We start from the raw sequence: 20585 nt of genomic DNA on the forward strand, positions 1-20585 counted from the left end.
GGCAGGTGACCTGATGACGACGGCGACCACGGCCCATCCGACCGCTCCGGCCGCCGCGCCACCCTCCCGCACCCGGCCCTCCGCCCCCGCCCCCTCGCTGCCGTCCCTCACCGGGCTCAGATGGATGGCCGCGGTGCTGGTCTTCGGACTGCACGTGCACAACTTCCGTTACTTCGGCGGCACGGGCGGCCGCTTCGTCTCGTGGGGGTTCGAAGCCGGCGCGTCAGGGGTGTCGTTCTTCTTCGTGCTTTCCGGTTTCGTGCTGATGTGGTCCGCGCGGCCGGGGGACCGGGCCGGGCGCTTCTGGTGGCGGCGCGTCGCCCGGGTCTATCCGGTGCACCTGGTGACCGTCGGGATCGCCCTGGTGATGGCCCTGACCCTGCCCCGGCAGCCGATGCCGACCCTGCCGCAGGGCCTCGCCGACGTCTTCCTGGTGCACTCCTGGTGGCGGCCGTGGTGGCAGACACTCGACCCGGTCAGCTGGTCGCTGGCCTGCGAGGCCTTCTTCTACGCCGCCTTCCCGGCGCTCGCCCTGCTGCTGCGCAGGCTGGACGCCCGGGGCGCCCGGCTGCTGGCCGCGTCGGCCGTCCTGGCGGTCCTGGTGCTGGCCTGGACGGACGCCCACCACGGGTGGGGCCAGCCGATCAGCTCGTTCCCGGCGGCCCGGCTGCCGGAGTTCGTGCTCGGCGCGGCCGCCGCGCGCCTGGTGCTGCTCGGCCGCTGGCGCGGGCCCGGCCTGGAGGCCTCGCTCGCGCTGGCGGTCATCGGCTACTTCCTGGTCCCGCAGTTCACCGACGAGTACGCGGCCACCGCCTGCACCATCGCGGGTTTCGCGCTGCTCATCCCGGCGGCGGCCCTCGCGGATCTGCGTGGACTGCCGTCGCTGTGGCGGCGCAGGTGGCTGGTGCGTCTGGGAGAACTGTCGTTCGCGTTCTACATGGTGCATCTGCTGGTGCTGCGGACGGGCACCCATCTGCTCGGTACCCGTCCGCGCTTCGGAGCACTGACCGGCGCGGCCGCCGCCGTCGCCGCGTTCGCCGTGTCGCTGGGCCTTTCCTGGCTCCTCTACGAGGGCGTGGAGCGGCCCGCGCGACGGCTGCTGCTGCGGCGCCCGGTACGGCGGACGACGGCCTGACCGGCTACGGGAACTGCGTCACCTTGGAGGGGGTGGTGCTGGTCCCCGACGTCGGCGCTCCGGTGGTGTTGACGACGTGGGCGTACTGGCCCATGCCGCCGAGTGAGATCACCAGCAGGTCGTGCATCTTGATGCCCGAACCGGTCGGCACCTGGAAGCCGTTGGACTGCACGATCGACGGATCGGCCGTGTAGTTGCAGTAGCTGCCCAGGCCCCACGCCTCATGGTTGGCCACGGTGTCGGCGACCTTGTAGGCCGCGTATCCGACGACGCCGTCGTGGGTGATGGCGGCGGCGTTGGGGGCGTCGTAGGCCTTCTCGTTCTGGAAGAAGATCGTGCGGCCTCTCTCGCCCTGCCAGTAGACGTCGTACTTGTTGAAGTGTTCGACGAACAGGCCGGTGGCGAGGACGTCGTTGCCGTTGACGCGCAGGCCGTAGTCGGCGCGGTTGGTGTTCCAGCCGACGCCGCTGCCGTGGTCGGCGCGCCACAGCCAGGTGTGGTCGATGATGACGTTGTTGCTGTTGACGACCACGGAGTTGGTGGCGAGGCCGGGTCCGGCGCCGCCGATGCGGACGAACACGTCCTGCATGCTGGTCGGGTTGGCGGAGTGGTCGGCGGTGGAGCCGGGGTCGCCGATCCGCAGCAGGGTGTCGGAGTTGACCGAGCCCGCGTCGATCAGGAATCCGGCGAGCTTGACGCCGTCGACGTCGGCGACGTGCATGGCGTCGACGCCGTTGTCCGGGACCAGGGTGGCCAGGCCCAGGCCGAGCACGACGGTGTTGGCGCGGGTGACGTTGATCGTCTGGTTGAGGTGGTAGACGCCCGGCGTGAAGAGCAGGTTGAGGCCCTGGGCGAGCGCCTGGTTGATGGTGGCCGCGGTGGCGCCGGCCTTGACGACGTAGAACTGGTCCAGCGGGATGGAGGTGCCCGCGTTGGCCGGCCAGGAGACGCCCCGGGCGTTGGTGCGCTTCGCCGGGACGAAGACCTTGTAGGTGCTGCCGTCCAGGTAGAGGAAGGGCTTCTCGCGGGAGACGGGGGTGGTGTCCAGCGTGGTGTACGGGCCGGAGTCGAAGTTGGTCGCCGGTGCGCCCTGGACGCCGGTGAACGTCATGTTCCAGACGCCGTTGGTCCAGCCGCCGACCGAGCTGTCCCGGGTGTACCACTGCTGCTGGGAGTACGGGCCGACGGTGCCGTCGATCTTCGAGTCGGCGATGTACCCGCCGGAGGCCCAGCCGTAGCCGTTCGGGGCCAGGTTGAGACCGCCCTTGACGTGGACTCGACGGAAGGGGGCCGCCTGAGCCACGGCCCACCGGTCCGTCCCGTTCGACGGCGTGATGGCGAGGTTCTCCGCCGAACGCCAGAAGTTCTGGGTGGCGTTGCCGTTGAACCAGCCGGCGTCGACCGTGACGTCACCGTTGATCTGCGTGTCGTCGGGGTTGAGTCCGAGACCGGAGATGGACGTGTAGAAGCCGATCTGCGCGTTGATGCCGTTGTACGTACCCGGCTTGAGCAGGAACTGGTAGCGGCCGGAGCCGAACTGGGCCGACTCCTGCTGGGCGAAGACGGAGTCGAACTTCTGCTGGAGGTTCGCCGTGGACGGGTCGACGACGATCACGTTCGGGCCGAGGTCGCCGCCGCCCTGGACCGGGGGTGTGCCGGTGGTGCTGCCGAAGACCTGGAACTCCCAGAGCGAGTAGCCGTACTGGGTCGCGCGGTGCACGCCCTGCATGCGGACGTAACGGCCCTGTCCGGACACGTCGAGGGTGTCCACGCCGCCGTCTCCGCCGGTGACGGACTTCAGGTCGGTCCAGCTGCTGCCGTTGGCGGAGATCTGGACCTTGTAGTCCTTGCCGTAGGCGGTCTCCCAGTTGAGGACCACCTGGGTGACCGTGGCGGTGGCGCCGAGGTCGACCTGGAGCCACTGGTCGTCGGTGAAGGCCGACGACCAGCGGGTGCCGGTGTTGCCGTCCACCGCGTTGGCCGCGGCGGTCCCGCCGTTCTCCGCGGACGAGGCGGTGGCGGTCTTCCCCTGCGACAGCGGGGCGTCGGCGGCCTGGGCCGCCGGTGCGTGCGCGGTGGGGAGGGCGAGCAGCGCTGCCATGGCGGCGAGCGCGACGCCCAGGGATCTCAATCTCATCAGCGGCTCCCTGAAGTGGGCACGGGGAGCACTCAACCGGTGCGCCCCACTGCTTAGTTCAGGTTTTGATTTAAGTGGTGAGGCAACTGCGGGACAACCCTTCGGCACCGGAATTTTCGGCGACCGCCCCTCCGCGGCGACGCGGAGGGAGGCCGACGGACGGGCCGGGGGCCCAGCTCACCGGGCGGCGAGGCGCTCGTACATGGCGGCGGGATCGCCGGACAGGGCGCCCTTGACCCAGCGGGTGAGGTCGTCGGCGAGCACCTCGTAGGCGTCCGACTCGACGCCGTCGAGGGCGGCGGCGGCGATGTCCCGCGGATTCGTCTTGGGCGCGTCGACGCCGGCCGTCATGTCGGTGTCGACATAGCCCATGTGCAGGCCGGTGACGCCGATCCCCTGCGGCTGGAGCGCCTGGCGCAGGCTGTTGGTCTGCGACCAGAACGCGGCCTTGGAGGCGCTGTAGGCCCCGCCCTCGGCCAACCAGGACAGCACCGAGTGGACGTTCAGCACGTGACCGCCGCCGTTGCGCTCGATCAGCGGGGCGAAGGCGCGGGTGAGCAGCAGCGGCCCGTAGAAGTTGATCTCGAACTCGTGGCGGATGTCCTCGATGGAGGAGGTCAGGAAGCGGGTGCCGGAGGCGACCCCCGCGTTGTTGATCAGAACCGTGACGTCCTGCGCCTGCTCGGCGACGGCGGCCACCGAGTCGGGGTCGGTGACCTCCAGCGCCAGCGCCACCGCGTCGGGGTGGGTGACGGAGCGCGGGTCGCGGGCGGTGGCGTAGACCTTGCCGGCGCCGCGTGCGTACAACTCCTCCACCAGCGCCTTTCCGATACCGCGGCTGCCGCCGGTGACGAGGACGACGGAATCCTTGATCGCGGTCATGACACTCACACTCCATATTCCGGGCAGAGCCGGAAACCGATCAGTTTCCGGCGGCTGAGGCCATCGTAAACCGATCGGTTTCCCACTTCAATCGCGGCTGTCCCGATCCGGCCGCCGCCCACCCCGACTCCCTTACGCGCAGGGCCGGTTACTCGATCCAGTTCATTGCGTCCGACCTCTGGCTCCGGACTCCTACCGGGCGGTATACAGACCACCGACACACACGCGCGGGCCGCCCGTCGGGACCGCTCCGGCGCGCGTCCCGGTTCCAGGGGGGAATCACCATGGCGAACGGCACCCCGTCCGACGGTTCGGCGAGGCGGCAGCGGCGCAAGGCCACCGTGGCGGCGGCGCTGGGCGGCTGCGCCCTGGTCGCCGCGGCCACGACACCGGCCGCCGCGCACGGCGGCGGCCACCACGGCGGCCACGACCGCGGCACCGGCTACGTGGCGCTCGGCGACTCCTACACCTCGGGGCCCGGCATCCCGGCACAGGTCGACGCCAACTGCGCCCGTTCCGATCACAACTACCCCTCGCTGGTCGCGGCGGCCCGGCACGTCAGCGCGTTCAAGGACGTGAGCTGCGGGGGTGCGACGACCGCGGAGATGTGGAAGGCACAGGGCACCAACGGCCCCCAGCTCGACGCCGTGCGGCGGGACACCGGCCTGGTGACGGTCCAGATCGGCGGCAACGACATCGGGTTCAGCTCCATCATCGGCACCTGCGCGACGCTCAGCGCCACGGACCTGGCCGGCGCCCCCTGCCAGCGGTACTACAACGCCTCGGGCGTCGACCAGCTCACGGTGCGGATCGCCCAGACCGCGCCCAAGGTCGACAAGGTGCTGCGGGCCGTCCGCGCGCGGGCCCCGCACGCCCGGATCCTGGTCGTCGGCTACCCCGACCTGCTGCCCGACGACGGCAGCGGCTGCTACCCGACGGTGCCCTTCGCGGCCAAGGACTTCCCCTACCTCCGGGACGTCGGCAAGCGCCTGAACCTCATGCTGCGCCTGGTCGCCGCGTGGAACGGCGCCGGGTACGCGGACACCTACGGCCCGACCGTCGGCCACGACATGTGCAAGGCCCCCGCCGACCGCTGGATCGAGCCCCTCCAGCCCACCTCACCGGCGGCACCCGCCCACCCCAACGCCAAGGGCGAGGCGGCCATGGCCCGTGCCGTGCTCGACCGGCTCGGCAGGCGGTACTAGGAAGCGGCGTCCAGGCGGCCCGCCGACCGACACCCCGGTCCGTTCCCACCCATGGGAGGGACCGGGGGGCGGTTCGCGATAGGTTGACCTGCATGAGCGACAACGTTTATTTCGACATCTCGATCAACAACGAGCCGGCCGGCCGGATCGTGTTCAACCTGTTCGACGACGTGGTCCCGAAGACGGCCCGCAACTTCCGTGAGCTCGCCACCGGGCAGAACGGTTTCGGCTACGCCGGTTCGGGCTTCCACCGGGTCATCCCCCAGTTCATGCTCCAGGGCGGTGACTTCACCCACGGTGACGGCACCGGCGGCAAGAGCATCTACGGCGAGAAGTTCCAGGACGAGAACTTCCAGCTCAAGCACGACCGCAAGTACCTGCTGAGCATGGCCAACGCGGGCCCCAACACCAACGGCTCGCAGTTCTTCGTCACCACCGTGCTGACCCCGTGGCTCGACGGCAAGCACGTGGTCTTCGGCGAGGTCGTCGAGGGCTCGGAGATCGTGGACAGGATCGAGGGCTTCGGCAGCTCCAGCGGTGCGCCGAAGGCCAAGATCGAGATCACGGCCAGCGGCACCGTCTGACGACGGCACCCACCACGACACGGTGACCGGGCGGCCGCCCGGTCACCGTTCGTCCTCCCCGCGCCGCGGATCCCCCGCCTCCGGCGGGGCGCGCCCGGCCGGGTGATCGTGCGCGGTGAGGTGTTCCAGGGCCTCGGCCAGCTCCTGGCAGGCCTCCTCGACGGAGAACCGGGTGTTGCGCTGCTCGGTGATCACGGCCGACAGCAGCAGCGCGGTCAGCGCCAGCGAACCGTTGAACAGCTGGAGCTTCAGCATCACCTCGACATGGGACAGCCCGGCGAATCCGCCGATGCCGTCCGTCGCCGCGACGGTGGCCAGCACGGACGCGTACAGGGCGCACAGCATGCTCCCCGCCAGCCGGAACCTGAGCGCGGCCCAGACCAGCGGCGGGTAGACGAGGAACAGCGCGCTCAGTGCGCTGCGGGTGGCCACCGGGACCACGACCGCCGCGACGACCGTGAGGGCCAGTGCCTCCTTCCAGCGGGTGAGCGGCGGGGGCAGGCGGGCGCCGAACAGGACCAGCAGGACCGGGGTGACCAGCAGGACGCCCATCGCGTCGCCGACCCACCACGCCAGCCAGATGGGCCAGAAGTGGGTCGCGTCGAGCTTGCCGGCCAGCACCAGCGTGACCACGTCGACGGTGGCGCTGACCACCATGGCGGCCAGCGCCCCCAGGAACACCAGGGCGAGGCCGTCACGGAGCCGCCCGAGATCCGTACGGAAGCCGACCCGGCGCAGCATCAGCCAGGCGCACACCGGCCCGGCCGAGCTGCCCACGAGGATGCCCACGACGTCGGGCCCGGGCGCGCCCAGCGTCAGCACGACGAAGAAGGCGCCGAGCGCGATGCCGGGCCAGCAGCCGAGGCCGAAGGACAGCAGGCAGGCCAGCGCGACCCCGGTCGGCGGATAGACGGGCGTGAAGACGGCGCCCTCGACGGTGAGCCGGCGCAGCAGGCCGAGCTGGGCCGCCGCGTAGTAGCAGGTGGCGACCGCCGGTGTCCGCAGGGCGCGGACGACCGGCCGGTGCTGTTCCCTGATACCCGCCACAGCAGCCATCAGACACCGGTCGGCGCAGGTCGGCGAGGCGACGGCAACAGCAACAGCAACAGCAACAGCAACAGCAACGGACGACGGCCGGCGTGCCGGACGGTGTCCCGGGTGTCAGGCCGTGCGGTCGGGATCGTCGTGGCCCACGACCAGGACCGCCGCGTCGTCCTCGTGGCCGACCTGTTCCGCGCCCTTGATCACGGCGGCCGCCAGGGCGTGCGCCTGGAGGCCGGCGACGGCGGCGATGCCGGCCAGCCGCACCACCTGCTCCAGTCCCTCCTCCAGGCTCATCGACGGCCCTTCCACCACCCCGTCCGTGAGCAGGACGAACATGCCCCCCGCGGTGAGCCGGAACCGGGTCACCGGGTACTCCGTTCCGGGCTGGATGCCCAGTGGCGGGCCGCCTTCGTCCTCCCCGATCCCGGATTTTCCGTCCGCGGTGGCCCAGACGACGGGGATGTGGCCGGCCCGCGCGCTCTCCAGCGTCCCGGTCTCCGGGTCCAGGCGCATGAAGGTGCAGGTGGCGAAGAGGTCGTTGCCCAGGGAGATCAGGAGGTCGTTGGTCCGGGCGAGCAGTTCGCCGGGCTCGCCGCTCACCGAGGCGAGAGCCCGCAGTCCCGCCCTGACCTGGCCCATGAAGGCGGCCGCCTCGATGTTGTGCCCCTGGACATCGCCGATGGACAGGCCGATCCGGCCGTCGGGCAGCGTGAAAGCGTCGTACCAGTCGCCGCCCACGTTCAGCCCGTAGGTGGCGGGCGCGTACCGGACGGCCAGGTGGACCCGGGGCGTGTCGGGCAGGTCCCGGGGCAGCATGCCGCGCTGGAGGGCGACGGCCAGCTCGACCTGGGAGCGCTGGTACTCGGCCCGCTCGCGTGCCTGGGCGGTGAGCGACCTGAGTCTGGCCAGCAGCTCGTCGTCGTCCTGTGGGCGCTTGCGGGGCATGGATCACTCCGGCCGGGGCGACAGCCTTCCCGGGGCAGACCGTAGGTTTTTACCTCTACAGGATCATAGTGCGAATACCGGACCGGCGACCGGCCGCGAAACGCGCCGCCGGACCGGGCCGGGAACGGCCGTGACGACCACCGGACCGGCCCGGCGCCGGTCGTGACGACCACCGGCCGGGACCGGCCGGTGGTCGTCACGGTGGGTTCACTCCTCGCGCATCCCGTCCGGTCGGCGCGAGGCCCGCAGGGTGCCGACCCTCCTGAGCAGCCGGTCCGCCGGCTCACGCAGCGAGGGATGGGCGAGCACGGTGTTGCGCAGTCCGCGTACCGGGCGGCGCCACAGCCGGTGCGCGGCGGCGACCGGGTGGGTGCGGGTGACGAACCCTTCGCCCACGCGCAGTTCGCGGGTCTTGAGCCAGTCCTTGTACTCCTTGTCCCCGCGCCCGAGGTCGACGAGGGTCACCCCGCCGCGCGCGGCGCCCTCGGCGGTGCGCAGGTGCATCATCAACCCCGGCGAGTAGTAGTGCAGTTCGGGGTCGTAGGCGGTGAACCAGGCGGCCAGCACGGTGGCCGAACGCGGGCCGAAGTGCGCGGCGACCGGGCGGTCGCCCGCGTAGAGCACGGAGAGCACACCGGTGAAGTGTTCCTCGCGGACGTGGAAGAGGTGGTTCACGAGGTCGACGATCCAGGTCCGGGCGAAGCGGTCCATACGTCCGGTGCGCCGGTACTGGGCGGACTTCCAGCGCATCAGGGTGCGCAGGACCGCCGGGTCGCGCTCGTCGAACTCGAAGCGCAGGTCCCCGATGTCGCGGCCGAGGCGCCGCTCCTTCTTCAGGGTGGTCTTCGCCAGGCCCGGGTAGGTGGCGCGCAGCCACTCGGGGTAGCCGCCGTCGCCGGGCTTCACGTCGATCACCGGCGAGGCGAAGGTGCCGGTGACATGGCCGGCGAACGGCCGCTGCTCGGCGGCCAGATGGTCGAACTCGAAGATGGACATCCCGCACGCGCTCAGCAACTCCTGGGGATCCCAGGTGACTCCGGGCCGGTGTACGAGCGCCTGGCAGTCGGAGAGGCCGAGACCGACGGCCCGGCCCACACCGAGGGCGTTGCGTTCGAAGGGGAGGAAGCCGACGGGTTCGCCCGCGTCGCGCAGGACGGCGACCCGTACGCCTCCGCGGTGTCTGCCGACGCCGATCGCGAACTCCGGCGCCAGGAAGGGGTTGGCGTACTCCGGAGACTCGTCCATCGCCTGGTGCCAGGCCCGGCGCAGCGACTGGGTCAGCTCGCCGGGTCTGTGGATCGTGATGTCCACCTCAGATCGACCGCCCCTCGGCTGACGAGGCGCATCCCGCGTCCGTCCGGGACCGGCTCCCGGACGGACCTCTGCACTGACCTCTGGATCGCATGGGCGACCGCTCCCCCCATAACGCGGATTCCGCGTTCCGCCGTTGCTACGAACAGCTCCTGCTCCCCGCCGCACACCTGCCGTCCGCGACCGGCGACGGGGTCGCCGGTCCGGAGGTGTCGCTCAAACGTCGCGAAACAGTACGCACGCTGTCAAGAGTGCCACTGTCGGGGGAAGGAGGTGGGGTGACTCGGACTTTCCCGGCCTTTTCTGTCAGGTGGCCGTCGCCGCGGCCGCCGCCCGGCCCGCCTGGCGGCCCGAGAAGAGGCAGCCGCCGAGGAAGGTGCCCTCCAGCGACCGGTAACCGTGCACCCCGCCGCCGCCGAAGCCGGCGACCTCGCCGGCGGCGTACAGGCCGGGCACGGGAGTTCCGGCGCTGTTCAGGACGCGCCCGGACAGGTCGGTCTGCAGGCCGCCCAGGGTCTTGCGGGTGAGGATGTTGAGCCGGACGGCGATCAGCGGTCCGGCGCCGGAGTCGAGGATCCGGTGGATGGGTGCCGTACGGCTGAGGGAGTCGCCGATGTAGCTCAGGGCGTTGCGGATGCCCTGGACCTGGACGTCCTTGGAGTACGGGTTGTCGATCTCGCGGTCGCGGGCCTCGATCTGCCGTTTGAGGTCGGCGAGGACGATGAGGTTGTCACCGGTCAGCTTGTTCATGCCGGTGACGAGGTCGGTGAGGTTGTCGGCCACCACGAAGTCGGCGCCGTTGTTCTTGAACTTCTCGATGGGCTCGGGCGTCTGCCAGATCCTGGACAGCAGTTGCCAGACGTTCTTGTTGGTGAGGTCGGGGTTCTGCTCGGAACCGGAGAGGGCGAACTCCTTGGCGATGATCTTCTGGGTGGTGACGAACCAGGAGTAGTCGTAGCCGGAGGCGGTGATCGAGCCCAGCGTGTGCAGGGTGTCGTAGCCGGGCACGTCGGGCGAGTTGAAGCGGCGGCCCTTCGCGTCGAACCACATGGAGGACGGGCCGGGCAGGATGCGGATGCCGTGACCCGGCCAGATCGGGGCGTAGTTGCGCAGGCCCTCGGTGTAGTGCCACATCCGGTCGGGGTTGACGATCCGGCCGCCCGCCTGCTGGGTGATGGCCAGCATCCGCCCGTCCACGTGCGCGGGGACCCCGGTCACCATGAACTTGGGCGCGGTGCCGAGCCGGGCCGGCCAGTTCTGCCGCACGAGGTCGTGGTTGGCGCCGATGCCCCCCGAGGTGACCACCACGACGGGGGCCCGCAGTTCGAAGTCGCCGACGACGGTACGGCTGCTCGGGGTGCCCCGGGCCGCGCTGCTGGGCTCCAGGACCGCGCCGCGCACGCCGGTCACGACACCCGCGGTCGTCACCAGCTCGTCCACCCGGTGCCGGAACCTGAAGGTCACCTTGCCGGCGGCGACCGCCGCCCGCACCTTCTTCTCGAACGGCTCGACGACGGCCGGGCCGGTGCCCCACGTGACGTGGAAGCGGGGCACCGAGTTGCCGTGGCCGTCGGCGAGGCCGCCGCCGCGTTCGGCCCAGCCCACGATCGGGAACCACTGCACGCCGAGGCCGGAGAGCCAGGAGCGCTTCTCGCCGGAGGCGAAGTCCACATAGGACTGGGCCCACTTGTAGGCCCAGTAGTCCTGGCCCCCGGGGTCGCCGACGCCCCGGTCGAAGCCGGCCGCGCCGAGCCAGTCCTGCCAGGCGAGATCGTGGGAGTCCTTGACGCCCATCAGCCGCTGTTCGTCGGAGTCGACGAAGAAGAGGCCGCCGAAGGACCAGAACGCCTGGCCGCCCAGGCTCGCCTCCGGTTCCTGGTCGAGCAGCAGTACCTTGCGGCCGGCGGCGGCGAGTTCGGCGGTCGCGACCAGGCCGGCCAGACCGTGGCCGACGACGATCGCGTCCGCGTCCTGGGACTCGGCGGCGAACGCCCCCGCCTGACCGAGTGTCATGCCGGCGAGCGTGCCGCCGGCCACGGTCAGCACCTGACGGCGGGTGAAACGGGACGGCTGGTCGGTCCCGTTGACCGGACCGGCGACTGCTCTGGGATTCTCCATGGGCGGGGGTGCCTTCCGAACGGATGCGGGCGGTGCGGGAGACAGGTCTGGGTCTGCCGGGACGGCAGGGTGTTACCGACGGTAGCCCAGGGTCGCGGGCGGCGACCAGAGGTCTGCACACGGGGATTGTCAGATTCCCCGCGACGGCCCGGACCGCCATGAGGGCGGCATCGGCTCGCACGGGTGTGCTATGACCTGTCCATGCGTCCCGAGCCGGTCACCACCGTCACCCCGCGGCCCGTGGGGCTGCCGACCCAGGTGCAGGGCTGGCACCAACTCACCTTCCTGCACTGGCCGGTCGATCCGGAACGGGTGGCGGGGCTGCTGCCGGCCGGCACCCGGCCGGACACCCTGGACGGGGTCACCTACGTGGGCCTGGTCCCGTTCCTGATGCGGGGCGTCGGCCTGGGCCCTGGCCCCGGACTGCCGTACCTGGGGGCCTTCTGCGAAACGAACGTACGGCTGTACTCGGTGGACGGGCAGGGGCGGCGCGGGGTGGTGTTCAGATCCCTGGACGCGTCCCGGCTGCTGCCCGCGCTGACGGGCCGGCTCGGGTTCCGCCTGCCGTACCTGTGGTCCTCGATGCGGTTGCGGCGCGACGGCGACGTGATCACGTACACCTGCCGGCGCCGGGGCCGGGAGGCGGCCGCCAGCCGGGCGGTCGTGCGGATCGGACCGCCGATCGCCGAGCCGTCACCGCTCGAGCACTTCCTGACCGCGCGCTGGGGGCTGCACACGGCCTGGCACGGACACACGCTGCACCAGCCGGCCGAGCACCCGCCCTGGCCCCTGCACCGGGCCGAACTCCTCGACCTGGACGACGGCCTGGTGGCCGCCGCGGGCCTGCCCGCGCCCGCCGGGCCGCCGGTCAGCGCGCTCTGGTCCCCGGGCGTGAGGGTGCGCTTCGGGCGGCCGGCACTGCTCCGGGCCGCCAGGTAAAGACTTCGTATGGTCTAGTCCAAAGTGGCTTTTGGTCCAGTCCAATCTATTGACGTGATCGCGACACCTCCGGAAGCTGGGGCACCACCCCCACCTCCCCCACTCCCCTGGAGGTCCCCGTGAGACCCCTTCGCGCATGTCTGGGCGCCGCGGTCGCCGTCACCGTCGCCGCCGCCGGCGCCACCGCGCTCGTCGCGAGCAACGCCTCCGGCGCGACCACCGCGCTGAGCAACCGGTGGTACGCGGCCGCCCCCTACCTGATGCCGCTGGACAACAACCCGCCGAACGCGGCCGCCATCATGGACGCCACCGGCCTCAAGGCCTTCCAGCTGGCGTTCGTCCTGGCCCCCAACGGCGGTGGCTGCTCACCCACCTGGGGCGGTACGGCCGCGGTCTCCTCGGACACCGCCGTCCAGTCCGTCATCAGCACCATCCGCGCCAAGGGCGGCGACGTCTCCGTGTCGATCGGCGGCTACGGCGGCACCAAGCTGGGCCAGACCTGCGCGGACGCCGCCTCGACCGCGGCGGCCTACCAGCAGGTCATCACCAAGTACGGGCTGCACGCCATCGACTTCGACCTGGAGGAGCCGGAGTACGAGAACACCGCGGCGATCAGGAACGAGATCGGCGCCGCGAAGATCCTCCAGCAGAACAACCCGGGCCTGTACGTCTCGGTCACCACGGCCGGCACGGCCGACGGCACCGGCTGGTTCGGCAAGCAGATGCTGCTGGAGGCCAAGTCCCAGGGGTTCACGCCGAACAACTTCTCCATCATGCCGTTCGACGGCGGCTTCAGCGGGGCGGCGGCGCAGACCAGCGCGCTCACCAACTTCAACTCGATCCTGCAGTCCACCTTCGGCTGGGACCAGGCGACCGCCTACGCCCACGAGGGCTTCTCCGGGATGAACGGCCGCAGCGACAGCGGCGAGTACTTCTCCCAGGCCGACTTCCAGACGGTGCTCGACTACGCCACCGGCCACCACATGGACCGCTTCACGTTCTGGTCCCTGAACCGCGACCGACAGTGCTCCCCGCCCGACAACAACGGCACCACGTCCGGGACCTGCTCCAGCGTGGCCCAGAGCGACTGGGACTTCGCCAAGTACTCGGTGAAGTTCGCCGGGGTCACCCCGCCGACCGGCACGCCCACGCCCACCCCGACCCCGACCCCGACGCCGTCGTCCACCTCCTGCAAGACCGCGTGGAGTTCGACGGCGGTGTACACGGCGGGCAACGAGGCCTCCTACAACCACCACAACTGGAAGGCCAAGTGGTGGACCCAGAACGAGGTGCCCACCGCCTCGGACTGGGGTCCCTGGCAGGACGAGGGCGCCTGCTGAACCTCTTGACGGGGTTGGTTCGGACCTTTACTTTCACGGGTCAGCGACGGTTATGGATGCGTCCGGAGTTCACAGACATGAATGGAACGTGAGTTCCACTCGTGGGCTCCGGACGCGCCCCTCCCCGGAAGGACCCCCCACATGAACCGTTCCCGGCTGCTCGCCGCCCCGCCCGCCGCGGGCCTCGCCCTCGCCCTCGCCCTCGTCCTGCTGACCGGCGGCAGCGCGGGCGCGGCGGATCCGGGCAAGGCGCCCGGCGGCAACTTCGACCTGTCCATATGGCAGCTCCAGGAGCCGGTGGGCTCCCCCGGCTCGCCGACCACCATCTCCTCGTCCCGGCTGCAGGGCGCGAACGGCTACCAGGACGCGTACTTCTACACCGACGCCCGCGACGGCGCGATGACCTTCTGGGCGCCCGAGAAGGGCGTCACGACTCCGAACTCCAACTACGCCCGCTCCGAACTGCGCGAGATGAACCGCGACGGCAGCGCCGCAAACTGGTCGCTGAGCGGCAGCCACAGGATGAGCGCGACGCTGCGGGTGGTCTCGGTGACCAAGAACGTGTGCGTGGGCCAGATCCACCTCGGCACCGGCGGCTCCTCCACCAAACCGCTCCTGGAGCTGTACTACCACTCCGACGGCGACATCGTCCTCGGCACCGAGAACTCCCCGTCCGGCGGGCAGACCACGCACACCGTGGGTCACGTGTCGATCGGCAAGACCTGGACCTACACCATCGCCGTCTCCGGCGGGAACACCATCGACCTGACCGTCAACGGCACCACGAGCCACTACGCGATCCCGTCCTCCTTCAACCCGTACAAGCAGTACTTCAAGGCGGGCTCCTACAACCAGTCGTCCTCCGACAGCACGACCAACGGCGCCCGTGTCGCGTTCTACGGCCTGACCGTCAAACACGGCTGAGTCGCCGCACCAGCCTGGCGGTGGCGGAGGTTCCGCAGCACGATGAAGTCGCCATCCGGGCCGGACGACGGGAGGACTCATGACACAGAGCCGGGACCCACGTCCTCCCGTCACGGCGGACGGCCCCGAGTGGCGGCCCGCCCTGGACGTCCCCGCCCCCGGGCCGCAGCGCCGCTGGACGGTGCTGCTGCGCTGGCCGCTGCTGCTCCCGCAGTTCCTCGCGGTCCTCCTGCTGGGCATCGCCGCGTTCTTCGTGACGGTGGCCGGCTGGTTCACGGCGCTGGTGCTGGGCCGGCTGCCGGACGGCATCGCGGGTTTCCTCGGCCGGTACCTGGCGTACGAGACCCGGGTCACGGCCAGCTCAATGCTCCTCGTCGACCGGTACCCGCCGTTCGACCTGACCGCGCCGGAGTACCCGGTGCGGATCGAGCTGCGGCCCACCGCCCTGAACCGGCTCGCGGTGCTGTTCCGGCTGATCCTGATGATCCCGGCCGGGATCATCGCCAACCTCGTGGTGGCCGGCTGGTTCGCGATCGGGTGGGTCTTCTGGCTCGTCGCGATCGTCCTGGGACGACTGCCCGGACCGGTCTTCGGGGCGACGGCGGCGGTCGCCCGGTACCGGATGCGGTTCAGCGCGTACGCCGCCATGCTCACGCCCGTCTACCCGAAGGGACTGTTCGGCGACGACCCGGCCGCCGGGGCGGAGGAGATCAGGTCCGCGACCCGGCCACTGCTCCTGGACACCGGCGCGAAGGCCCTCATCTGGGTCTTCCTGGTCCTCGGCCTGCTCACCCAGGTCTTCTCCCGCCCCACCGCGGCCTACGACGACAACGGACTCGCGAACCCGGCGCAAGTGGTACATCCGGCGGGACGGTCGTAGCGTCGAAGGGAAAGGAATCACGCGGAACTGGTGGGAGCGACCATGCGCAGACCAGTGGTGGGAACGGCGATCGGACTCGGGGCGGCCCTGCTGCTCACGGCGGGCATGACGACGGCCTCCGCGACTCCGCCGACACCGACCGCGTCGCCGGCCGTCCAGCACCCGGTGCTCGTCGACTGCCTCTGGCACCAGCGGTTCCGGCCGGCCGACTTCATCCTGGCCTGCGGTGACGGCAACAGCCAGCTCACCGGCATGCGTTGGACCCAGTGGAACGACAACACCGCGGTCGGCCAGGGCGTGAACGTGGTCAACGACTGCAAGCCGTACTGCGCGGCCGGCACCTTCCGCAAGTACCCCGTGACGGTGAAGCTCGACCGGCCGTCGGCCTGGGTGAAGCACCCGAACGTGCAGCAGTTCACGCGGATGAGTGTGAACTACACCGGCGCCAAGCCGGCGGGATACACGCAGGTCATGAACTACCCGCTGTGGAACTGAGGAACCGGGGCGGGGCCCGTCACCCGGCTGCGCGGCAACAGGGGCCACGCCGTGCGCCGGGCGGGCGACGTCCCGGCCGGGGCTGAGCCGGGCAGGGAGCGACGAACCGTCATGTTGGTGTGACCGGTACGCCGGAGCCTCGCGCTCCCGTCGAAAGAGGTCACATGCCCCGATTCCTCCGCCCGGCCGCGGTCGCCCCGGCCGCGGTCGCGCTCGGCCTGCTCGCGGCGGCTCCGGCCGCGGGCGACGAGCCGGTCCTCTCCCGGCCGCACGCCATCGCGCACTTCGATCTGGCCGCCGGGCAGACGCCCGAGAACGTCGTGACCGAACGGGGCGGCTCGGTCGACGTGACCTTCGCCTTCGCCCGCCAGGTCGCCAAGGTGACCCGGGAACGCCGGGTGCGGGTACTGGCGACCCTGCCCGCCGAGGAACACCCCCGCACCTCACTGATGGACGGCGCCGTCACCCTCGGCCTGGCCCGCGCCCACGACGGCACCCTGTACGTCAACTACGCCACCGGCACATCCCGGACCGGTGTCTGGCGGATCCCGGCGAGCGGCGGCAGGCCGGAGCGGATCGCCCAGCTGCCGTCCAACGGTCTGCCCAACGGACTGGCCCTCGACGAGCGTCACGGCGTGCTGTACGCCGCCGACTCGGTGCTGGGCACGGTGTGGCGCGTCCCGCAGGCCGGGGGCAAGCCGACGGCCTGGTCCACGGAGACCGCCCTGCGCGGGCTCCCGGCACCGGCCACCGGCTTCGGCGCCAACGGGATCAAGGTGCACAAGGACGCGGTCTGGGTCACCAACACCGACCGCGGCACGCTGTTGCGCATCCCGGTCGGCGCCGACGGCTCGGCCGGCCCGGCCGAGACCCGGGCCACCGGCCTGACCGGCGTCGACGACTTCGTCTTCCCCGGCCACTCGGACATGGTGCTCGCCGCGCTGAACCCGTCCAACGAGGTCGTCATGGTCCGCCCGGACGGCACCCGCGGCACCGTCCTCACGGTGCACGAGGGGCTGTCCAACCCGACCTCGCTGGCCGTGAACGGCCGTGACGTGTTCGTGGCGGGCGGCGCCTACTCGACCCAGCGCGACCCGAACCTGCTCAAGGCGCGCCTGAGCACCCACTTCGCCCGCTCCTGACGGCGAGGGGGGAGGCCCGGTACCGACCGGCCCTCCCACCCTCGCCGCCCCGCGGGCTCCGTCTCAGGCGATCTCGACCAGCAGGTCGCCGCCCTCCACCTGCTGGATGCGGTTGATGGCGAGCCGGGAGACCCGGCCGGCCTTCGGGGCGGTGATGGTGGCCTCCATCTTCATGGCCTCGATCGTGGCCACCGTGGCGCCCGCCTCGACCTCCGCGCCCTCCTCGACGGCGAGGGTGACGACTCCGGCGAACGGGGCCGGGACATGGCCGGGGTTGCCACGGTCGGCCTTCTCGGTGGCCGGGATGTCCGAGGCGGCGGCCCGGTCCCGGATCTGGATGGGCCGCAACTGGCCGTTGAGGCTGGACATCACCGTGCGCATGCCGCGCTCGTCGGCCTCGCCGACCGCCTGGAGCTCGATGAGCAGCCGGACACCGGGCTCCAGGTCGACCGCGTACTCCTTGCCCGGGCGCAGACCGTAGAAGAAGTCCTTGCTGTCGAGGACGCTGGTGTCGCCGAAGGTCTGGCGGTGCGTCTCGAACTCCCGGGTCGGGGCCGGGAAGAGCAGCCGGTTCAGGGTCGCGCGCGGATCCTTGGCGAGGCCCTCGCGGTCCTCGGTGGCCAGCTCCGGGGCCGGCCTGGCGGCGCCGCGGCCCTGCAGCGCCTTGGTGCGGAACGGCTCGGGCCAGCCGCCGGGCGGGGTGCCCAGCTCGCCGCGGAGGAAGCCGATGACCGAGTCGGGGATGTCGAACCGGTCGGGCGTGGCCTCGAAGTCCTCCGGGCTCACCCCGGCACCGACCAGGTGCAGGGCCAGGTCGCCGACCACCTTCGAGGACGGGGTGACCTTCACCAGCCGGCCGAGGATGCGGTCGGCGGCCTCGTACATCGCCTCGATGTCCTCGAAGCGGTCGCCGAGCCCGAGGGCGACGGCCTGGGTGCGCAAGTTGGACAGCTGACCGCCGGGGATCTCGTGGTGGTAGACGCGGCCGGTCGGGGAGGCGAGACCCGCCTCGAAGGGGGCGTAGACCTTGCGGACGCTCTCCCAGTACGGCTCCAGGTCCTCCACGGCCCGCAGGTCCAGCCCCGTGGGGCGGTCCGAGTAGTCGGTCGCCGCCACGATCGCCGACAGGGAGGGCTGTGAGGTCGTACCGGCCATGGAGGCCACCGCGCCGTCCACCGCGTCCGCGCCCGCCTGGATCGCGGCCAGGTAGGTGGCCAGCTGGCCGCCCGCGGTGTCGTGGGTGTGCAGGTGGACGGGAAGTTCGAACTCCCGGCGCAGCGCGGAGACGAGCTTGGCGGCGGCGGGGGCGCGCAGCAGGCCCGCCATGTCCTTGACGGCCAGGATGTGCGCGCCGGCCTCGACGATCTGCTCGGCGAGCCGCAGGTAGTAGTCGAGGGTGTAGAGCCGCTCGTCCGGGTTGGACAGGTCGGCGGTGTAGCAGAGCGCGACCTCGGCGACCGCGGTGCCCGTCTCGCGCACGGCCTCGATGGCGGGGCGCATCTGGTTGACGTCGTTGAGGGCGTCGAAGATGCGGAAGATGTCGATGCCGGTGGCGGCGGCCTCCTGCACGAAGGCGTCGGTCACCTCCGTCGGGTACGGGGTGTATCCGACGGTGTTGCGGCCGCGCAGCAGCATCTGGAGGCAGATGTTGGGCACGGCCTCGCGCAGGGCGGCGAGCCGCTCCCAGGGGTCCTCGGCGAGGAAGCGCAGCGCGACGTCGTAGGTGGCACCGCCCCAGCACTCCAGGGAGAGCAGTTCGGGCAGGGTCCGGGCGACGACCGGGGCGACGGCGAGGAGGTCCTTGGTGCGCACACGGGTGGCGAGCAGCGACTGGTGGGCGTCGCGGAACGTCGTGTCGGTGATGCCGATGGTCGGCGACTCGCGCAGCCAGCGCGCGAAGCCCTCGGGGCCGGCCTCGACCAGCCGCTGCCGGGAGCCGGCCGGGGGCTCCCCGGCGGGCAGCGCGGGCAGCTTGGTGGTCGACTCGACCAGGTGCGGGCGCTCGCCGTGCGGCTTGTTGACGGTGACGTCGGCCAGGTAGGTGAGCAGTTTGGTGCCGCGGTCGGCGGAGGTGCGGGCGGTGAGCAGGTGCGGGCGCTGCTCGATGAACGAGGTGGTGATCCGGCCCGCCTGGAAGTCCGGGTCGTCCAGGACGGCCTGGAGGAAGGGGATGTTGGTGGCCACGCCACGGATGCGGAACTCGGCGACGGCGCGCCGGGCGCGCCCGATGGCGGCCTTGAAGTCCCTTCCCCGGCAGGTGAGTTTCACCAGCATCGAGTCGAAGTGGGCGCTGATCTCGGTACCGGCGTGGGTGGTTCCGCCGTCCAGCCGGATGCCGGAGCCGCCCGGGGAGCGGTAGGCGCTGATGCGGCCGGTGTCGGGGCGGAAGCCGTTGGCGGGGTCCTCGGTGGTGATACGGCACTGGAGGGCGGCGCCGTGCAGCTTCACCGTCTCCTGGGAGAGCCCGAGGTCGGCCAGGGTCTCGCCGGAGGCGATGCGCATCTGGGCCTGGACCAGGTCGACGTCGGTGACCTCCTCGGTGACCGTGTGCTCGACCTGGATGCGCGGGTTCATCTCGATGAAGACGTGGTTGCCGTCGCGGTCGAGGAGGAACTCGACGGTGCCGGCGTTGCGGTAGCCGATCCCCCGGGCGAAGCGGACGGCGTCGGCGCAGATGCGGTCGCGCAGGGCCGGGTCGAGGTTGGGCGCCGGGGCCAGCTCGATGACCTTCTGGTGGCGGCGCTGGAGCGAGCAGTCGCGCTCGAAGAGGTGGATGACGTTGCCCTCGCCGTCGGCGAGGATCTGCACCTCGATGTGGCGCGGGTCGACGACGGCCTTCTCCAGGAAGACGGTCGGGTCGCCGAACGCGGAGGCCGCCTCCCGTGAGGCCTGTTCGATGGACTCGCGCAGCGCGGCCGGGTCCTCGACCCGGCGCATGCCGCGGCCGCCGCCGCCGGCGACGGCCTTGACGAACACCGGGAAGCCGACCTCGTCGGCGGCGCGCACCAGTTCGTCGATGTCGTTGGAGGGCTGCGAGGAGCCGAGCACCGGTACGCCGGCGGCGCGGGCGGCGGCGACCGCGCGGGCCTTGTTGCCGGTCAGCTCCAGCGTCTGGGCGCTCGGTCCGACGAAGGTGATGCCCGCCTCCTCGCAGGCGCGGGCGAGTTCGGGGTTCTCGGAGAGGAACCCGTAACCCGGGTAGACGGCGTCGGCCCCGGCCCGCCGGGCGGCGGCCACGATCTCCTCGACGGAGAGGTAGGCGCGCACCGGGTGCCCGGGTTCCCCGATCTCGTAGGCCTCGTCCGCCTTCAGCCTGTGCAGCGAGTTGCGGTCCTCGTAGGGGAACACGGCGACCGTGCGCGCGCCCAGTTCGAAGCCCGCGCGGAAAGCGCGAATGGCGATCTCTCCACGGTTGGCGACCAGCACCTTGCGGAACATCCCTGGATCCCTTCAGCCTGCCGGCGACGAACACCATGGTGTCAGCCGCGCCCTGCCGTAGCCCGC

General features: G+C 71.4%; 16 protein-coding genes. 9 read left to right on the forward strand and 7 right to left on the reverse strand.

Features of this window, described 5'->3' with window-relative positions:
* Positions 1 to 13 precede the first annotated feature (13 nt).
* The gene (locus ACFY3I_RS08060) at positions 14 to 1135 is read left to right on the forward strand and encodes an acyltransferase family protein (protein WP_390859878.1); all 1122 of its coding nucleotides are present in this window, start codon (positions 14 to 16) and stop codon (positions 1133 to 1135) included.
* Positions 1136 to 1139: 4 nt separating this feature from the next.
* Here ACFY3I_RS08060 and ACFY3I_RS08065 read toward each other — a convergent pair whose 3' ends face one another.
* Together ACFY3I_RS08065 and ACFY3I_RS08070 are read right to left on the reverse strand one after the other, a co-directional pair.
* The gene (locus ACFY3I_RS08065; RefSeq protein WP_390859879.1) at positions 1140 to 3272 is read right to left on the reverse strand and encodes a discoidin domain-containing protein; all 2133 of its coding nucleotides are present in this window, start codon (positions 3270 to 3272) and stop codon (positions 1140 to 1142) included.
* A gap of 177 nt (positions 3273 to 3449) precedes the next feature.
* Entirely contained in the window at positions 3450 to 4154 is a 705-nt protein-coding gene (locus ACFY3I_RS08070) for an SDR family oxidoreductase (RefSeq protein ID WP_390859880.1), read from the reverse strand.
* A gap of 284 nt (positions 4155 to 4438) precedes the next feature.
* On the opposite strand from ACFY3I_RS08070, the gene ACFY3I_RS08075 reads away from it, so the two are divergent.
* Positions 4439 to 5359 carry an SGNH/GDSL hydrolase family protein gene (locus ACFY3I_RS08075; RefSeq protein WP_390859881.1) on the forward strand — a complete coding sequence of 307 codons (921 nt, stop codon included), beginning with the start codon at positions 4439 to 4441 and terminating at the stop codon, positions 5357 to 5359.
* A 92-nt stretch (positions 5360 to 5451) separates the two neighbouring features.
* Complete coding sequence (locus ACFY3I_RS08080; RefSeq protein WP_390859882.1) at positions 5452 to 5943, forward strand: peptidylprolyl isomerase; 492 nt, start codon at positions 5452 to 5454, stop codon at positions 5941 to 5943.
* A gap of 42 nt (positions 5944 to 5985) precedes the next feature.
* On the opposite strand, the gene ACFY3I_RS08085 is transcribed toward ACFY3I_RS08080, so the two are convergent.
* The 4 genes from ACFY3I_RS08085 to ACFY3I_RS08100 all read right to left on the reverse strand — a co-directional run bounded on the left by ACFY3I_RS08085 (position 5986) and on the right by ACFY3I_RS08100 (position 11361).
* Positions 5986 to 6999: an MASE1 domain-containing protein gene (locus ACFY3I_RS08085; protein ID WP_390859883.1), complete on the reverse strand. Its 1014-nt coding sequence runs from the start codon at positions 6997 to 6999 to the stop codon at positions 5986 to 5988.
* A gap of 105 nt (positions 7000 to 7104) precedes the next feature.
* Positions 7105 to 7932 carry a PP2C family protein-serine/threonine phosphatase gene (locus ACFY3I_RS08090; protein WP_390859884.1) on the reverse strand — a complete coding sequence of 276 codons (828 nt, stop codon included), beginning with the start codon at positions 7930 to 7932 and terminating at the stop codon, positions 7105 to 7107.
* 207 nt (positions 7933 to 8139) lie between these two features.
* A complete protein-coding gene (locus ACFY3I_RS08095) occupies positions 8140 to 9243 on the reverse strand; it encodes a GNAT family N-acetyltransferase (protein ID WP_390859885.1) in 1104 nt (367 codons plus the stop codon).
* A gap of 306 nt (positions 9244 to 9549) precedes the next feature.
* Positions 9550 to 11361, reverse strand: a complete 1812-nt coding sequence (locus ACFY3I_RS08100; RefSeq protein ID WP_390859886.1) for an FAD-binding dehydrogenase — start codon at positions 11359 to 11361, stop codon at positions 9550 to 9552.
* A 201-nt stretch (positions 11362 to 11562) separates the two neighbouring features.
* Here ACFY3I_RS08100 and ACFY3I_RS08105 point away from each other — a divergent pair, with 201 nt between their 5' ends.
* The 6 genes from ACFY3I_RS08105 to ACFY3I_RS08130 all read left to right on the forward strand — a co-directional run bounded on the left by ACFY3I_RS08105 (position 11563) and on the right by ACFY3I_RS08130 (position 17081).
* Positions 11563 to 12300: a YqjF family protein gene (locus ACFY3I_RS08105; RefSeq protein ID WP_390859887.1), complete on the forward strand. Its 738-nt coding sequence runs from the start codon at positions 11563 to 11565 to the stop codon at positions 12298 to 12300.
* Positions 12301 to 12419: 119 nt separating this feature from the next.
* Positions 12420 to 13640, forward strand: a complete 1221-nt coding sequence (locus tag ACFY3I_RS08110) for a carbohydrate-binding protein (RefSeq protein WP_390859888.1) — start codon at positions 12420 to 12422, stop codon at positions 13638 to 13640.
* A 141-nt stretch (positions 13641 to 13781) separates the two neighbouring features.
* Positions 13782 to 14564, forward strand: a complete 783-nt coding sequence (locus ACFY3I_RS08115) for a polysaccharide lyase family 7 protein (RefSeq protein WP_390859889.1) — start codon at positions 13782 to 13784, stop codon at positions 14562 to 14564.
* A gap of 79 nt (positions 14565 to 14643) precedes the next feature.
* Complete coding sequence (locus tag ACFY3I_RS08120; RefSeq protein ID WP_390859890.1) at positions 14644 to 15444, forward strand: DUF4389 domain-containing protein; 801 nt, start codon at positions 14644 to 14646, stop codon at positions 15442 to 15444.
* A 42-nt stretch (positions 15445 to 15486) separates the two neighbouring features.
* Positions 15487 to 15939: a hypothetical protein gene (locus ACFY3I_RS08125; protein ID WP_390859891.1), complete on the forward strand. Its 453-nt coding sequence runs from the start codon at positions 15487 to 15489 to the stop codon at positions 15937 to 15939.
* A 164-nt stretch (positions 15940 to 16103) separates the two neighbouring features.
* Positions 16104 to 17081, forward strand: a complete 978-nt coding sequence (locus tag ACFY3I_RS08130; protein ID WP_390859892.1) for an SMP-30/gluconolactonase/LRE family protein — start codon at positions 16104 to 16106, stop codon at positions 17079 to 17081.
* 63 nt (positions 17082 to 17144) lie between these two features.
* Here ACFY3I_RS08130 and ACFY3I_RS08135 read toward each other — a convergent pair whose 3' ends face one another.
* Positions 17145 to 20519, reverse strand: a complete 3375-nt coding sequence (locus tag ACFY3I_RS08135; RefSeq protein WP_390859893.1) for a pyruvate carboxylase — start codon at positions 20517 to 20519, stop codon at positions 17145 to 17147.
* Between the last annotated feature and the right edge of the window lie 66 nt (positions 20520 to 20585).

This window comes from Streptomyces sp. NPDC001068 (genome assembly GCF_042897315.1).
Taxonomy (GTDB): Bacteria; Actinomycetota; Actinomycetes; order Streptomycetales; family Streptomycetaceae; genus Streptomyces.

Bases quoted from the DNA above. Each gene is read 5' to 3' on its own strand.
- ACFY3I_RS08065 (WP_390859879.1), bottom strand. From the start codon at position 3,272: ATGAGATTGAGATCCCTGGGCGTCGCGCTCGCCGCCATGGCAGCGCTG.
- ACFY3I_RS08120 (WP_390859890.1), top strand. From the start codon at position 14,644: ATGACACAGAGCCGGGACCCACGTCCTCCCGTCACGGCGGACGGCCCC.
- ACFY3I_RS08080 (WP_390859882.1), top strand. From the start codon at position 5,452: ATGAGCGACAACGTTTATTTCGACATCTCGATCAACAACGAGCCGGCC.
- ACFY3I_RS08125 (WP_390859891.1), top strand. From the start codon at position 15,487: ATGCGCAGACCAGTGGTGGGAACGGCGATCGGACTCGGGGCGGCCCTG.
- ACFY3I_RS08085 (WP_390859883.1), bottom strand. From the start codon at position 6,999: ATGGCTGCTGTGGCGGGTATCAGGGAACAGCACCGGCCGGTCGTCCGC.
- ACFY3I_RS08060 (WP_390859878.1), top strand. From the start codon at position 14: ATGACGACGGCGACCACGGCCCATCCGACCGCTCCGGCCGCCGCGCCA.
- ACFY3I_RS08115 (WP_390859889.1), top strand. From the start codon at position 13,782: ATGAACCGTTCCCGGCTGCTCGCCGCCCCGCCCGCCGCGGGCCTCGCC.
- ACFY3I_RS08100 (WP_390859886.1), bottom strand. From the start codon at position 11,361: ATGGAGAATCCCAGAGCAGTCGCCGGTCCGGTCAACGGGACCGACCAG.
- ACFY3I_RS08130 (WP_390859892.1), top strand. From the start codon at position 16,104: ATGCCCCGATTCCTCCGCCCGGCCGCGGTCGCCCCGGCCGCGGTCGCG.
- ACFY3I_RS08090 (WP_390859884.1), bottom strand. From the start codon at position 7,932: ATGCCCCGCAAGCGCCCACAGGACGACGACGAGCTGCTGGCCAGACTC.
- ACFY3I_RS08135 (WP_390859893.1), bottom strand. From the start codon at position 20,519: ATGTTCCGCAAGGTGCTGGTCGCCAACCGTGGAGAGATCGCCATTCGC.
- ACFY3I_RS08105 (WP_390859887.1), top strand. From the start codon at position 11,563: ATGCGTCCCGAGCCGGTCACCACCGTCACCCCGCGGCCCGTGGGGCTG.
- ACFY3I_RS08075 (WP_390859881.1), top strand. From the start codon at position 4,439: ATGGCGAACGGCACCCCGTCCGACGGTTCGGCGAGGCGGCAGCGGCGC.
- ACFY3I_RS08070 (WP_390859880.1), bottom strand. From the start codon at position 4,154: ATGACCGCGATCAAGGATTCCGTCGTCCTCGTCACCGGCGGCAGCCGC.